At 56.5% G+C, this 13,422-nt stretch carries 12 protein-coding genes; 10 read left to right on the top strand and 2 right to left on the bottom strand.

Annotation, left to right across the window (positions count from 1 at the left end; genetic code table 11):
• Window positions 1-131: 131 nt before the first annotated feature.
• Window positions 132-1,112 carry an endonuclease/exonuclease/phosphatase family protein gene (locus VV869_RS23185; protein ID WP_337737310.1) on the top strand — a complete coding sequence of 327 codons (981 nt, stop codon included), beginning with the start codon at window positions 132-134 and terminating at the stop codon, window positions 1,110-1,112.
• An 844-nt stretch (window positions 1,113-1,956) separates the two neighbouring features.
• Here the strand turns inward: VV869_RS23185 and VV869_RS23180 are convergent.
• The gene (locus VV869_RS23180) at window positions 1,957-2,559 is read right to left on the bottom strand and encodes a recombinase family protein (RefSeq protein ID WP_337737309.1); all 603 of its coding nucleotides are present in this window, start codon (window positions 2,557-2,559) and stop codon (window positions 1,957-1,959) included.
• 1,255 nt (window positions 2,560-3,814) lie between these two features.
• On the opposite strand from VV869_RS23180, the gene VV869_RS23175 reads away from it, so the two are divergent.
• The 4 genes from VV869_RS23175 to VV869_RS23160 all read left to right on the top strand — a co-directional run bounded on the left by VV869_RS23175 (window position 3,815) and on the right by VV869_RS23160 (window position 7,271).
• A complete protein-coding gene (locus tag VV869_RS23175; RefSeq protein WP_337737308.1) occupies window positions 3,815-4,537 on the top strand; it encodes a hypothetical protein in 723 nt (240 codons plus the stop codon).
• Between the two features lie 142 nt (window positions 4,538-4,679).
• The gene (locus tag VV869_RS23170) at window positions 4,680-5,366 is read left to right on the top strand and encodes a hypothetical protein (RefSeq protein WP_337737348.1); all 687 of its coding nucleotides are present in this window, start codon (window positions 4,680-4,682) and stop codon (window positions 5,364-5,366) included.
• The gene (locus VV869_RS23165; protein ID WP_337737307.1) at window positions 5,363-5,881 is read left to right on the top strand and encodes a metal-dependent hydrolase; all 519 of its coding nucleotides are present in this window, start codon (window positions 5,363-5,365) and stop codon (window positions 5,879-5,881) included. The genes VV869_RS23170 and VV869_RS23165 overlap by 4 nt, the downstream gene beginning before the upstream one ends.
• A 196-nt stretch (window positions 5,882-6,077) precedes the next feature.
• Window positions 6,078-7,271, top strand: coding sequence for a diaminopropionate ammonia-lyase (locus VV869_RS23160; RefSeq protein WP_337737306.1), 1,194 nt, complete (start codon window positions 6,078-6,080; stop codon window positions 7,269-7,271).
• Window positions 7,272-7,387: 116 nt separating this feature from the next.
• Here the strand turns inward: VV869_RS23160 and VV869_RS23155 are convergent, their stop codons facing one another.
• Window positions 7,388-7,879, bottom strand: a complete 492-nt coding sequence (locus VV869_RS23155) for an Lrp/AsnC family transcriptional regulator (protein WP_261604686.1) — start codon at window positions 7,877-7,879, stop codon at window positions 7,388-7,390.
• A 331-nt stretch (window positions 7,880-8,210) separates the two neighbouring features.
• On the opposite strand from VV869_RS23155, the gene VV869_RS23150 reads away from it, so the two are divergent.
• The 5 genes from VV869_RS23150 to VV869_RS23130 all read left to right on the top strand — a co-directional run bounded on the left by VV869_RS23150 (window position 8,211) and on the right by VV869_RS23130 (window position 13,393).
• Complete coding sequence (locus VV869_RS23150) at window positions 8,211-9,017, top strand: maleate cis-trans isomerase family protein (protein ID WP_337737305.1); 807 nt, start codon at window positions 8,211-8,213, stop codon at window positions 9,015-9,017.
• A gap of 26 nt (window positions 9,018-9,043) precedes the next feature.
• Window positions 9,044-10,225: a M20 aminoacylase family protein gene (locus VV869_RS23145; RefSeq protein ID WP_337737304.1), complete on the top strand. Its 1,182-nt coding sequence runs from the start codon at window positions 9,044-9,046 to the stop codon at window positions 10,223-10,225.
• Window positions 10,226-10,311: 86 nt separating this feature from the next.
• Window positions 10,312-11,349, top strand: a complete 1,038-nt coding sequence (dctP, locus tag VV869_RS23140; protein ID WP_337737303.1) for a TRAP transporter substrate-binding protein DctP — start codon at window positions 10,312-10,314, stop codon at window positions 11,347-11,349.
• 164 nt (window positions 11,350-11,513) lie between these two features.
• Window positions 11,514-12,056 carry a TRAP transporter small permease gene (locus VV869_RS23135; RefSeq protein ID WP_337737302.1) on the top strand — a complete coding sequence of 181 codons (543 nt, stop codon included), beginning with the start codon at window positions 11,514-11,516 and terminating at the stop codon, window positions 12,054-12,056.
• A complete protein-coding gene (locus tag VV869_RS23130; RefSeq protein WP_337737301.1) occupies window positions 12,053-13,393 on the top strand; it encodes a TRAP transporter large permease in 1,341 nt (446 codons plus the stop codon). The genes VV869_RS23135 and VV869_RS23130 overlap by 4 nt, the downstream gene beginning before the upstream one ends.
• Window positions 13,394-13,422 lie beyond the last annotated feature (29 nt).

Raw genomic sequence — 13,422 nt, 5'->3', positions numbered from 1 at the left:
CCTTTTTACGCTAACAACCCTGTTCTCTAAACCAGATCACACAACTTACATAAATTCATCTGCTCACCACATAACCCGCTTAAATAAAAATGCGAACAGAATTCCTCATTCAATCGTCAAGGAGCGGCAACATGAAAATTGCAACATTTAACGTTGAGAACCTCGATTACGATGAAACACCGGGAAACGAAGCATTTGCCAACCGGCTCACACCGTTGCGCCAGATGTTAATCCGCATCGATGCCGATATTCTTTGCCTGCAGGAGGTACACAGCCAGAAGAATGACGATAACGAAAAAAAACTGGATGCGTTAATAGAGTTAATCGAAGGTACCCCCTATCACGATTACCACCGACAACATACAACGACAGCAGACGGCCAGCCCATGCACGAGCGAAACCTCATCGTGCTGTCAAAATACCCTTTTGCGGAGAGCGAACCGCAACAATATAACGCTGATCTCATTCCGGACTTGATGTACCGAAAAGTTACTGCCATTCCTGCGGAAGTAAATGCCGATCCGCTAAGTTGGGAACGACCAATACTTCACTGCCAAATCATGCATCCCGAGCTCGGCAGAGTTCATGTGATCAACCTTCACTTAAAATCCAAACTGGCTACCGCCATTCCCGGCCAACAAAGCCAGAATTGGTATACTTGGGACTCCGCTGCCGCATGGGGAGAAGGATTTTTCCTTTCATCCATCAAACGCGTAGGCCAGGCGCTCGAAACCCGAGTGCTCCTGGACGAGCTCTTCAACACTGAGCCGGAAGCAAAAATCATTGTCTGCGGCGACTTAAATGCAGAGCCCGGCGAAGTTCCCGTTGAACTGATTTGCGGCAAAATGGAAAACACCAACAACCCGGCACTACACAACCGAGTCTTAGTGCCCTGCAGCGAAGGCATTGCCGAATCGGTCCGTCACAGCCATTTTCATCACGGCCAAGGTAACTTGCTTGATCACATGCTGATATCCCAAGCTTTGCTCCCCTACTTTGACGGCGCAAAGATATTGAATGAAACACTTCATGATGAAAGCCTTGCCTACAGAACTGATGAAAAGTACCCGGCCAGTGATCACGCGCCGTTTATTGCGACATTCAGAAAGTAACCGTAATCCAACCCAGAATCGGGCCGTTTCGGCCCGGTTTTCTTTTCTTGATCATCAGCTGAACTAAACCACCACGACCAGCACACCCGCCCCGCGCTGACAACTGCGAACGCAGAACTCGCAACAGCGACGAGCATGAGCCAGGCACAGGCCTTTAGCCCCACCATTTCGCGGGGCACCGGGGTGGGCGGGGGACGTGGTGGCACCGAGGCGCTTGCGCCAGGTGAGTGGCCGGCACGGCCAACATGCCGAAACGACCCACGATGATAGACGGCACGGTGCATGCCAGCGGGACCGCATGAAAACACGCTGTTTGTGTTTTGCTGCGCCAACCAGCCCGGCCGGTGGCTTGCCCACGGGCCGATAAACATCGCCGGCCTGCCGGCAGCCTTACAGCCCGCTTTCTAGGGCTGCGTGAAAATTTAACATAATGCTTTTATGCTTGAATTTGCCCAGCCGCCGACAGCTTGCCTGGCGGGCGCGGCGTAGCAAGTTCGCATAAATTTCATTATGTTACAATTTGAGCCATGCCCCGAGCCCGGGGATGGGGTTGGTAACAGCGCTTTTGAGGGCCCTGCAGTCGGCCGTTTTCAGCCCGGGTTTTGCGGCCATGACGTTGCCCTGGCGGTGTGATGCCTGCATGACGTGTAACCGCGAGGGCGTTTGATCGTGATGGCCGCGAAACATCAGAGGGCGAAAACGGGCGACGCTTTGCAGGGCGGCATTATCCGGAAGAAATTGGACAGTGACATTTCTGTACATTAAAAAGAGATACAAAACCTACGTAAGTTAAGTAACAGGAATAAGTTACGTAACTTATTCAATGATTACATCATTAGTATTTTCAATCACCTAACCCCCGCCGCTTCACATAGTCACTCAGGGTGCTCGGCGCGGCATCGATCAGCCGCGCGGTTTCTCGGATCCCCAACCCCATCCCGAGGTACTTCTCGATCTGCTCGCGCCTGGCATCAAGCTTGAGGGTCTTAGCCTCCCCTTTTGGTCGCCCCAGCTGATAGCCAGCCGCTTTTCTGGCCGCTAAGGCCTCCTTGGTTCGCATCCGGATAAACTCGCGTTCGATCTCACCGGCCAGGCCGAGCATGGTGGCGATGATTTTCGATTGCAGCGATCCATCGAGCTGCATGTTCTGCTTGGCGATATAAACCCGGAGTTGCTTCTCCATACACAGCTCGAGGATTTCCAACACCTGCAACGCCGAACGGGCCATCCGGGTTACTTCAGAGAACACGATGGTGTCTCCCTCTGTCATGCCTTCGAGCAGCGCACCCAGCTTTCGCTGCCGCCACTTTTTGGCACCGGACACTGCATCTTCAACAAACACCAGATCAGCCAACCCGGTTTTGTTGGCATATTCGAGGATCCCGTGTTTCTGGTTCAGCACATCCTGGCTGTCGGTAGAGACCCGCAGGTAAGCGTAATTGGCCATGTTTTCTCTCCCCCCCACTTTTCATCTCCCTGGTTACAAGTTGGCATGGAAATAGCCGCAGGCAAGTAAGGCGTCAAATATCCCGACGAGGTTCAAAATATTGTGGTATCTCTTCGTTTCCGAAATCACAAAATGGCCCGATTGTTCAGGCATCAGGAAAGCACAACCTGACGGAGTGTTAACATGCGCCTAAACAATCAAAAGAAGCGTGCGACAAAAGGCTCTGATTGATCGACCCACTCTGAAAATAACAAACCCGTCATTTCATCCCCACCTGAGATCACCCGTGTCGTCGAGATTCAAAAAACTGTCACAATTCCAAGCTTGGTATGGTTGAGGTATCGGAAACCGACCAGAGGAAAGCCTTACGATTAAACGCACTCAAGGACGAGCAGACACGGTGAGCTGTTGGCGCAGCGAGCCGTGAACAAGAGATAAGAAATCAGACCTCTTCATTGTGCCGCTTTGCTGCGGTCGCATCAACTCGTCCGCTTTGAACTGACTCTCAGAATTTCAGGAAACCTGTTTTTCCTGGTCGTTGCGGGCAAACCTACGCCAGCGACTTTAAACAAGTGGGCGGCCTCCGGGTTCGGAGAAACCAACAAGCAGGTGACAGCAAGGTGTCCGTCTTGACGGGGACGCGTGCTCCTGTGTGGCGCAGTCACGGGAGCCGATAAGCAGGTACAGGCTGACGGGTGATAACCACAACAGCCCGGCTGTCAGGTATGACTCAGGAATAACTTACGTAAGTTACATAACCAAAATAACTTGCGTAACATCCGAGCGCAAACCAGCCGGGAAACGGGAGAGAGTAACGCCTCGACCTGCAGCGGTGTTGGCGGACCGTGCGACTATGCCCAGCCCAAACTAATCTGTCGCAGAACAACCGCACCTGATAAAGCACCTTGCTGAAAAGCCACACAAGGATCCTTGATGGGAAGGGGGTTGATGCTAACGCAATTGTCTGGCATCACCCAGCCCCCGTCATAGAGACCTGTTCGAGAAAAACGCTCGATAGTTTCGAACACATACCCCTGAACCATGCCCTATTTCCTCAAAGCAAAACATTTACCCCTATGTGCTGCGCAAAATTTTTTCGCGCTGTACGGAATTAACAGCGGTTGTTCGTACACCTCCCGGCGACCGACAACATAATTACAGCGTCACTTGAAGTCACCCGAAAGCTGCAACAGCCGATATGATCCCCAGGGAAAATTTTGCTAATTCTGCTGGCAATACCCCGCAGGAATAAGCGATGCGATTTCTCAAACTCCGGACCGATCACAACCGAACCCGCCGGGACGGCAGCCGCTACGTCACCCCGCTGATCGTGGATGCGCCGCGCCGGTATGCGCCCAGCCACAACCGCAAGGAAACCAGTTTGCGCCGAACCCGGTGCCAGCTGATCACCGGCGCGCATGATTCCGGCAAAAGCCGCTGGCTCACCCGGCTGCGCGACAACCGCCACGAGATCTGGGGGCGGCAGCCGCAGCCGGTGCTGCTCGAGGGGCTGATGCCGCTCTCGAGCTGGGTTGAAATCAAGGGCATCGAAGCCTGGTACGCGACGTTTACCGAAGAAGCTGAAACTCAGACGCCCTGGGCCCGGCTCAACCTGCAGCAGAAAGCCGACTTGCTGGCCGACTACCTGCTCGACACCCAGGCGCTGCTGTTTATCGACGATGCCCACAAGCTCACCGGCCGCAAGGCCCAGATCGCCCGCAAGTGCATGCTCTCGGCCAAACTGTGGCTGGTTGCCGCCAGCGAGGAGGGCCGTTTGCCGCCGTCCATCCGGCCGATCATCGAGCGGCGCGATCCGCAGCGCACCAACCTCGAGAGCGATGTCAGCTACGATACCACCCGGGCCCTGATCTGGTTCCTGGTCGCGATGTGCATCGTCTCCGGCGCCTGGGAAGCCGGCGCCGTAATTGGCGGCCTGCAGGTGCTCGGCACCGGGAGGCGATCGACCCGTGCCGAATAACCACCCGACTCCGCCCCGCCGGTTCATCCGGTCTCTCGCAGTGCTGGCCGTTCTGCTGCCGCTTTCAGCACCGGCCGCCGAACCTCAGAGCCCGGACAATCCGGCGGCCACGTCTCAGGATCAGAACCCAAAAGGATGGGGGATCAGCCTGCCCTGGCAACAACCTACCGAGACGCCGCCGGATATCCGCCCGTTCGAGCTGCCGACCCTCAAGGGCACCCCGCCCAGTTTTCACACCCCGATCCCGGCGCTCAAGAGCGCGCCGGTGATCGACCCCGATGCCATCTTTACCGTCATCAACCGCTGCTATCCGGAGAAGAGCAAGTTCAACATCGATCTGAAAATCGTCGCCGGGGTCCGCTCCAACGTCGACCAGTACGACCGCAGTGACTGGCCGGAGATCACCGATCACTACATCGGCCTGGTCGGCGAGATGCCGCTTTACTCCAGCACCGAGCAGTCGCGGGAGCGGGAATGGGAGCACAAGCGCCGGGTCAGCGTAGCCCAGAGCGTCGCCCGCTTTGCCGAAGCGCTGGCGAACCGCAACCATGCCTACCGGGAGATCGGCCTGTATCTGGCGCTGGAAGCGCGGTCCCAGGCCCGGGTCAAACAGGGGATCGCCAACATCACCGAGCAGGTCGGCTACCTGGAGAAAGTCGCCGCCGCCCAACGCGACATCCTCAAATTCGAGGCGCAAATCGTTGAGCAGCGCCTGGCGCTGAGCTCGATGTGCGACAACCAGCGCATCGACCAAGTCAACCGGTACCTGCAGCGCCTGGCTTACCTGCCGCCGCCCTCACCTCCTCACCCAACGGAGGCCCGGCCATGAAATGGTTCAACCATACCCTGATCGCCGGCGCGGCCTGCGCGGTGATCTCCCCGCCCCATGTCGCCGCGTGCGTAGCCGGCGCGACCGCCCCGGACTGGATGGAATACCTGGCCAAAGCCGGCGGACGCCACATCAAGCACCGCGGCCCGACTCACATTTTTACCCACTGGCTGATCGCCGCGCTGGCCTTCAGCTTTGTCTGGGATTATCACGGTATTGTGAGCGCATTCGCCTGGGGCGGGGTGAGCCATATCCTCACCGATGCGCTGACGGTGAGCGGTGTCCCCTTCGCTCCTGACAGCGACCGGCGCTTTCATTTGTTCGGCGGCCGCTTTCGCACCGGCGATCCCATTGAGTACGCCATTGCCGCCCTGGTGGTGATTGCCTGTATTGGCCTCAGTCACCTTACCGGCGGCAGCGGGTTTGCGCCGTTCTTCTACGACTGGGGCGGGTTGTACCATGAAGGACTGATTGACGGCGCGGAGTGGAAAGCGAACCGGTTCCGGTTGATTTAAAGCACACCCTTCAGCGCAGGGGTGAGGAATATCCGCATTCTGCTACCAAATTGCGCAATATCTCCGCCCCATAAGGCTGCAGAAGACACATCTTCTGCAACCATCCTCGATAAACTGAAACTATCTCAAGCCAGAAGGCATGCCTGACCGAAACACCAATTGCAGGCCATCTCAACCAGACGAAAGGAGCGCCATTATGCAAATCGTGCATGGCACACTGACACATTTTGCCAACCCCGGAGCACACCCGAATAACGTTTATTCCCCTGAGCAACAAGCGGTATTAAATGTGGCCAGCGCAGCGCAAGCCATTGAGGAGATCCAACGCTGGCCGGGTTACGCGGTGACCCCATTGCATTCATTGTCCCATTTATCTCAAGCCGCAGGGATCGACCGCCTGTGGTACAAAGATGAGTCGCAGCGGTTTGGTCTCAAAAGCTTCAAGGCTCTGGGCGGGGCTTATGCCGTCGCACGGCAACTCCAGGCGGTTCTCAAAGCGCGCTACGGCAAACAACCGACCATTACCGAGTTATTGAAGGGCCAGTGGCAGTCTGAAGCCGCAGAGGTCGTGGTCAGCTGCGCCACAGACGGCAATCACGGCCGCTCTGTTGCCTGGGGGGCACAGCTGTTCGGCTGCGGCTGTGTGATCTATATTCACCGGGATGTTTCGGAAGGACGCAAACGAGCCATGGAGCAATACGGCGCAGAGGTGATCCGGATCAGCGGCAACTATGATGAATCGGTTCGTCTCGCCGATGAAGAAGCCAGAAGACACAACCGGGTGATCGTCTCTGATACTTCTTACGAAGGCTATATGGAGATCCCCAAAGACGTTGCCCTCGGCTATACCGTGATGCTTGGCGAAATCGTCGACCAGCTAGCCGGAGCGATCCCGACCCATGTGTTTATCCAGGGCGGTGTCGGGGGGCTGGCCTCGGCGGTGTGTGGCTATTTCTGGGATCTGTGGGGCGAAAAACGCCCGCGCTTGATCATTGTCGAGCCGGAGCAGGCCAATTGCCTGCAGCAAAGTGCCCGCGCAGGCAAACCCGTCGTGGTTGACGGCGATCTCGAAACCTTAATGGCCGGGCTGGCTTGCGGCGAAGTCTCGGCACTGGCCTGGACCATCCTTGCCAACGGCGCCGATGATTTCCTGACACTCAGCGAAGCGGCCATCGGCCAAACCATGCGCCTGCTGGCCTCCGGGTATCACGGCGATCCGGCAATTGAGGCCGGGGAATCCGCTGTGCCGGGTCTGGCTGCCGCGCTCATCGCCCGCGAGAGCAATCAGTTCGCTCAGGCGCTCGGCCTGGATGAATCCAGCCGCGTGCTGGTGATCGGAACGGAAGGGGCGACGGACCCGGCGTTGTATCAGCAGCTTGTCGGCCAGTAAGCCGCTCCGAATCGACAGAGAGCACGGGGGTCGTGCTCTCTTCACCTCGATTCGCTTCTCTTCAATGCAGCAGCGTGGCAGAACACCACACTGAACTGCACCGAAACAAACCGCAATTAATCACCCTCTTCATCAATCGGGATGGTCAGCCCGACCTTAACCGGATCCATCACCACATTGGTTTGAAAACTCTTGATATTGGCATTGTCAAAAAATGCTTCCCGCGTGAACTTATCATACCCCGCCATATCTGCCGCGGTGACAATCAGGATGAAGTCTGAACTGCCGGTTACGTAATAGCATTGCTGGACCGAGCGGTTCGCCGTCATCTCTTTTTTGAAGTTATGCATCAGATCGACCCGCTCACGTTCAAGCGTTACCTGAACGACAAAGGTCATCGCCTGCCCGACTGATTTGGGATTCACGACCGAGATATCGGCCTGGATGACCTGTTTCTCCCGCATGCGCTTGAGCCGACGCTGAACCGCGGCTGGCGACAATCCCACACTTTCAGCAATTTGTTCTGAAGTGATGCGGTTAGACAACTGGACAAGATCAAGAATTTTACGGTCGAAGCTATCGACCACGGGTGGAGAAGCGTGCGCCATTTCTGTCAGGATCCTTTGAGCATAAATGTAGTATTGAACGGCGCCAAAGCCCTGGGCACCTGAAGTGCCGGGGATCGGCTTACCGCCTGTTTCCTCGCCAATCTCACGCACTATATCGCAGAAAAACGCGGATTATCATCATTATTCAAAATGTTTTTGAGGAATTCCCTCAATCCAGTCAAGGCATCATGACCTTGTAAACGAAATGTAAAACTTCGTTTCGACACCTTATCGATAGAAGGGTCATCGCGTCAACACGCCAGACAAATGTGTTCAATCGCGGGCCTTCCGTCACCGGAAAATGTTGTGTTGCTAACCTCACGGGGTGCCTATGAGAAATGAACGGATCGAACCACACTTTGCGTTAGAGCACCTGGCCCCGGCCGGACGCATTGGGGTGATCACCCTGGCGACAGATTTTAATATCGAGCAGGATTTACGCCGGCTGTATCCCGAAACGGTACACATGTTTACCAGCCGCGTTCGCAATGTAAATCCCCTGACGATTGAAAACCTGCGCACCATGGCACCCGGCATCACCGCCGCGGCCGACGCGATCCTGCCGGGCACCCGACTGGATGCCATGATCTATGCCTGTACCTCAGGCACCATTGCGATCGGGCAAGCCAATATCGCAGCGCGCATCCATCAGGCCTGTCCGGGAACGGCGGTCACGGATCCGGTCACCGCGGTCTTTGCTGCGTTAGCCACACTGCGGGTCAAGCGCCTGTCCATCCTGACCCCTTATACCGACACCGTGAATCACGATGTTGCGGCGTATTTTCATCAGCAGGGGTATGAGGTGACGAACATTGCCGGGTTCGGTTTTGAAGACGACACGGCCATGACCTTTATCGATCCGCGCGACATCAAACGGGCCGCCCTGCGCATCTGTGATCCGAACGCCGATGCCCTGTTCATCTCCTGCACCGCCCTGAGGGCGACCCCGGTGATCGCCCAGATTGAAGCCGCCCTCGGTAAACCCGTGCTCAGCAGCAACCAGGTTCTGGCCTGGCATTCATTAAAACTAGTCGGATACGCCGAGCCGATCCACGGCTTCGGATTGCTGATGGAAAGGCACCTGGGCGCACCGGCTGAAACGCAGCCATCGTGCGAACACCTAAGCGACGCCCAATAAATCTCTCACCAGACGGAGCTCAGAATATGTTGTTACTCCCTCCACAACTCATCACTGACATGACGGCCTGGCGCCAGCACCTGCACCGCTTTCCCGAATGCGGGTTTGATGTCCATCTGACGGCTGACTTTATCGCGGAAAAACTCCACAGCTTCGGCATTGAAGTGGTCCGCGGGATCGGGCAAAGCGGGCTGGTCGGGATCCTGCGCCAGGGGAGCAGTCCGGCCAGCATCGGTCTGCGGGCGGATATGGATGCCCTGCATATCCGGGAGCAAAATACGTTCTCCCACTGCTCGCAACACGACGGCAAAATGCATGCCTGCGGACACGACGGGCACGCTGCGATGTTATTGGGTGCCGCTTGTTATCTGGCACAACATCCGACCTTCGACGGCACCATTTATTTTATCTTCCAGCCCGATGAGGAGCATGGCTGCGGGGCCCAGGCGATGATTGACGACGGTCTGTTTGAGCGCTTCGAGATTGACGAAGTGTACGGCATCCATAATTTCCCCGGCCTTGCCGAAGGCGAACTCATGGTCCGCCCGGGCTCCCTCATGGCCAGCGAGAGCAGTTTTGAAATCACCATCACCGGCGTCGGCGGACATGCCGCGCTGCCGCATCAGGGCATCGATCCGCTCGTGGTCGGCGCCCAGGTTGTACTGGGGCTGCAGACCATTGTCTCGCGCAACCTCAGTGCGATTCATGAAACGGCGGTCGTCTCTGCGACTGAATTTATCACCGACGGCACCGTGAATGTGATCCCTTCGACCGTCACCATCAAAGGTGACTGCCGCTGCTTTACCGAAAGCGCCCTGGCCCGGATTGAGCAGAGCATGGCCCGGATCGTGGCCGGGATTTGCCAGGCCGCGGGGGCCGAATACCAGTTCAGCTTTACCAATACCTTTTATCCCACAGTCAACAGCCCGGCGCAGACCCGGTACGCCGTTGAAGCGGCCCGGCAGGTTCTGGGGGAAGATCGGGTGCATGCCGATTGCGATCCCCTGACCATCTCCGAAGACTTCTCCAGCATGCTGCGGGTCAAGCCGGGCTGCTATGTGCTGCTCGGCAATGGCACGGAGTCCGTGGGCGGCTGTGCCCTGCACAACCCCCGCTATGACTTTAACGACCGCATTCTGGAATTCGGCGCACGGTACTGGATCCAGCTGGTGACCAACCGCCTGAGCCCGATAACCGGTCACCGGTAAACACCACTTTCACCACCGCAGCCGGCACAGCGCGTTTGCCTGTCTCCGGCTGCCCCATGGCAAGCGACCCAAAAAGGAAGAACAGGATGAAACGCTCTCTCGTTGCACTACTCAGTTTAGGGATGATGTTCAGCGCACAGGCTGAAACGTGGAAGTTCGCTTCGGAAGAAGATAAGAACGATGTTCAGGATGTCTACGCCAAGGCATTTGCCGACGCCATCAAACAAGAATCCGATGGTGATATCCGGGTCCGTATTTACTACTACGGCCAGTTAGGGACGGAAAATGATATCGTCGAGCTTGCGGCCAAAGGGACCATCCAGTTTGTCTCGGTCGGCGCCGGTCATCTGGGCTCTTACGTCCCGGAGGTTCAGGCCGTCAGCCTGCCTTATGTGCTGGGCACCAACGAAGCACTCACGCACAAGGTCCTGACCCAGAGCCCGACGATCTACAACCACTTGGCGCCGAAGTTTGAAAAATCCAACCTCAAACTGCTGTCGATGATGTCGGAAGGCGAAATGGTCTGGGGCGGCAACAAGCCGATCCGCTCTCCGGAAGACTTCGCGAACCAGAAAATCCGCACCTTTACCTCGACCATTCCGGTCGAAACCTATAAAGCTTTCGGGGCAACCCCGACCCCGCTCTCCTGGGGGGAAGTGTACGGCTCGCTGCAATTAAAAACCATCGACAGCATGGTGAACCCGATTTACTTCATCTACAACGCCAAGTGGCATGAAGTGCAAGACTACCTCATGTTCCCGGGCCAGCAGTCCTACATCAGCACCGTCTCAACCAACAACCAATGGTTCCACAGCCTCTCTGCCGACAAGCAGGCCATGATCAAAAAAGCCATCAAAGCAGCCGATCAGGCCGCCTATGCATACCAGCTGCGGATCAACAAAGAGCACCTCGAGAACATTCTGAAAGAGCGTCCGGACATGCAGATCATTACGCTGACCGAGAGCGAACGCGAGCGCTTCAAAACCCTCAGTCAGCAACTGTTTACCACCTATTATGACGTGGTCGAAAACGCCTATCCGGACGCAGAGAAAGCCGCAGCGCGTCAGGAAGCCGAGGCCATCCTCACCGGCCTGCTCAATGATGTCAAAGTGGCGGCTCGCTGACCAAGGGCCTGCTGAATACGATGTCCCCTCGCGGCCGGCGCCTACCGGGCAGGCCGCGATTCAGACCTTTCCCGTCACTGACGTCCTGCATCAGCAGTCTTGACCAGATCGTGGATATCAAAGCCGAGTCAATCCGGGCCAAAGCGAACAAGGAGCGTATCGATATGAAAGGAATACTCCATCAGATCAGCCAGGTGACAGAAACGCTGGAGCGTGTACTGATCACCAGTTTTATTCTCATCATGATGATGAACTCAACGGCCAACGCCATCGGCCGTTATGCCTTTAACCAGAGTCTCTTTTTTGCCGAAGAGCTGAACCAGTTTTTAATCGTTGCAGTAACCTTCATCGGGTTTGCCTATGCCGTCCGCAAAGGCCGCAACATCCGCATGACCGCAGTGTATGACGCCCTCGGCCCACGGGCCCAGAAACACCTGACCACGCTGATCGCCCTGATCACCTCACTGCTGATGTTTTACCTGGCCTACCAGTCCTTGCTCTATGTCGCTGAGCTGAAAACAATGAACCGCCTCAGCCCGGCGCTGCAACTGCCGGTCTTCTGGGTTTACGCCATCATCCCGGTCGGGTTCGCCATTGCAGGGCTGCAATACCTGATGAGCCTGGCGATGAACCTCATCCACGATGATATTTATCTCTCGTTCGACATGATCGAAAATAAACAGGAACAGGCGGGGGAATACTCATGATCAGTATCACGCAATTTTTATCCGATGTGATCGCCGGCGAGCCTGACATTTACGTGATCACCTTCACTCTGGTGGTCGTCATGGTCGTCTTCCTGTTCCTCAGCTTCCCGATGATTGTGCCGCTGGCAATCGGGGCGCTGATTGGGCTGATACATTTCTCGCAGGTTGATCCCCAGGTCCTGATCCAGCAAATGGTCACCGGGATCTCGCCGAATGCGCTGATCGCGGTCCCCATGTTTATCCTCGCCGCAGACATCATGACCCGCGGCCATACGGCACATAACTTACTGGGGCTGATCCAGGCCTTTGTCGGCCATTTACGCGGCGGGCTGCCGATCACCACCTGCATCAGCTGTACCCTCTTTGGCTCGGTGTCCGGCTCCACCCAGGCCACCGTGGTGTCGGTGGGGCAAATCATGCGCCCGAAGTTGCTGCAGGCCGGCTATAAAGACAGCTTTGTCATGGCGCTCATCATCAATGCCAGTGATATTGCTTTTTTGATCCCGCCGAGCATCGGCCTGATCCTGTACGGGACCCTGGCCAACGCCAGCGTGGGCGAGCTGTTCATTGCCGGGATCGGCCCCGGGTTAGTGCTGGCGCTGCTGTTTTCACTCTCCAGTTACCGCTACAGCGTGAAGCACAGCGACAGCCTGAGCCTGGTCGAAAAAGCCAGTACGGCCGAAAAGATGGCGGCCATCAAGAAAGCCATGCTGCCGATGGGATTTCCGGCCCTGATCATCGGCGGGATTTACTCCGGCATCGTGACACCGACCGAAGCGGCCTCCTTCGCCGTGCTCTACGCCATCATTATTGAATCGGTGATTTACCGCAAACTGACCCTCAGCGATATCTGCGATGCCGCGCTCAATACCGGCTTGATCACCGCCGTCGTCTTTGTGCTGGTTGGGGTCGGCCAGGCTTTTTCCTGGTACATCTCGTTTGAGCAGATCCCGCAAGCGCTGTTGGCACCGCTCAACCTGGAACACGCCTCCCCTGAATATATTTTGTTTGTCATCGCGGTGGCATTTTTCGTCGGCTGCATGTTCGTCGACTCCCTGGTCGTGCTGCTGATCTTAACCCCTATTTTCATGCCCATCATTGAGGCCGCAGGACTGGATCCGGTCCTGGTCGGGGTTATGGTCACCCTGCAGATGGCCATTGGCTCTGCCACCCCGCCGTTCGGCTGTGACATTTTCACCGCCATCGCCATCTTTGAAAAACCATACATGGAAGTGATCAAGGGCACGCTCCCCTTCTTCCTGATCTTGCTCCTGATGTCAGCGCTGCTGATTTATTTTCCGGGTATCGCCCTGATGCCGCGAGATCTCTTGTTCTAACCCCACAGACAGGCGCAGCGGGGAGAGAA

This window comes from Photobacterium sp. MCCC 1A19761 (assembly GCF_037389125.1).
Classification (GTDB): domain Bacteria; phylum Pseudomonadota; class Gammaproteobacteria; order Enterobacterales; family Vibrionaceae; genus Photobacterium.
This window is presented reverse-complemented; position numbering and strand designations above follow the sequence as displayed.

Bases quoted from the DNA above. Each gene is read 5' to 3' on its own strand.
- VV869_RS23185 (WP_337737310.1), top strand. From the start codon at position 132: ATGAAAATTGCAACATTTAACGTTGAGAACCTCGATTACGATGAAACA.
- VV869_RS23180 (WP_337737309.1), bottom strand. From the start codon at position 2,559: ATGGCCAATTACGCTTACCTGCGGGTCTCTACCGACAGCCAGGATGTG.
- VV869_RS23175 (WP_337737308.1), top strand. From the start codon at position 3,815: ATGCGATTTCTCAAACTCCGGACCGATCACAACCGAACCCGCCGGGAC.
- VV869_RS23165 (WP_337737307.1), top strand. From the start codon at position 5,363: ATGAAATGGTTCAACCATACCCTGATCGCCGGCGCGGCCTGCGCGGTG.
- VV869_RS23160 (WP_337737306.1), top strand. From the start codon at position 6,078: ATGCAAATCGTGCATGGCACACTGACACATTTTGCCAACCCCGGAGCA.
- VV869_RS23155 (WP_261604686.1), bottom strand. From the start codon at position 7,879: ATGGCGCACGCTTCTCCACCCGTGGTCGATAGCTTCGACCGTAAAATT.
- VV869_RS23150 (WP_337737305.1), top strand. From the start codon at position 8,211: ATGAGAAATGAACGGATCGAACCACACTTTGCGTTAGAGCACCTGGCC.
- VV869_RS23145 (WP_337737304.1), top strand. From the start codon at position 9,044: ATGTTGTTACTCCCTCCACAACTCATCACTGACATGACGGCCTGGCGC.
- dctP (WP_337737303.1), top strand. From the start codon at position 10,312: ATGAAACGCTCTCTCGTTGCACTACTCAGTTTAGGGATGATGTTCAGC.
- VV869_RS23135 (WP_337737302.1), top strand. From the start codon at position 11,514: ATGAAAGGAATACTCCATCAGATCAGCCAGGTGACAGAAACGCTGGAG.
- VV869_RS23130 (WP_337737301.1), top strand. From the start codon at position 12,053: ATGATCAGTATCACGCAATTTTTATCCGATGTGATCGCCGGCGAGCCT.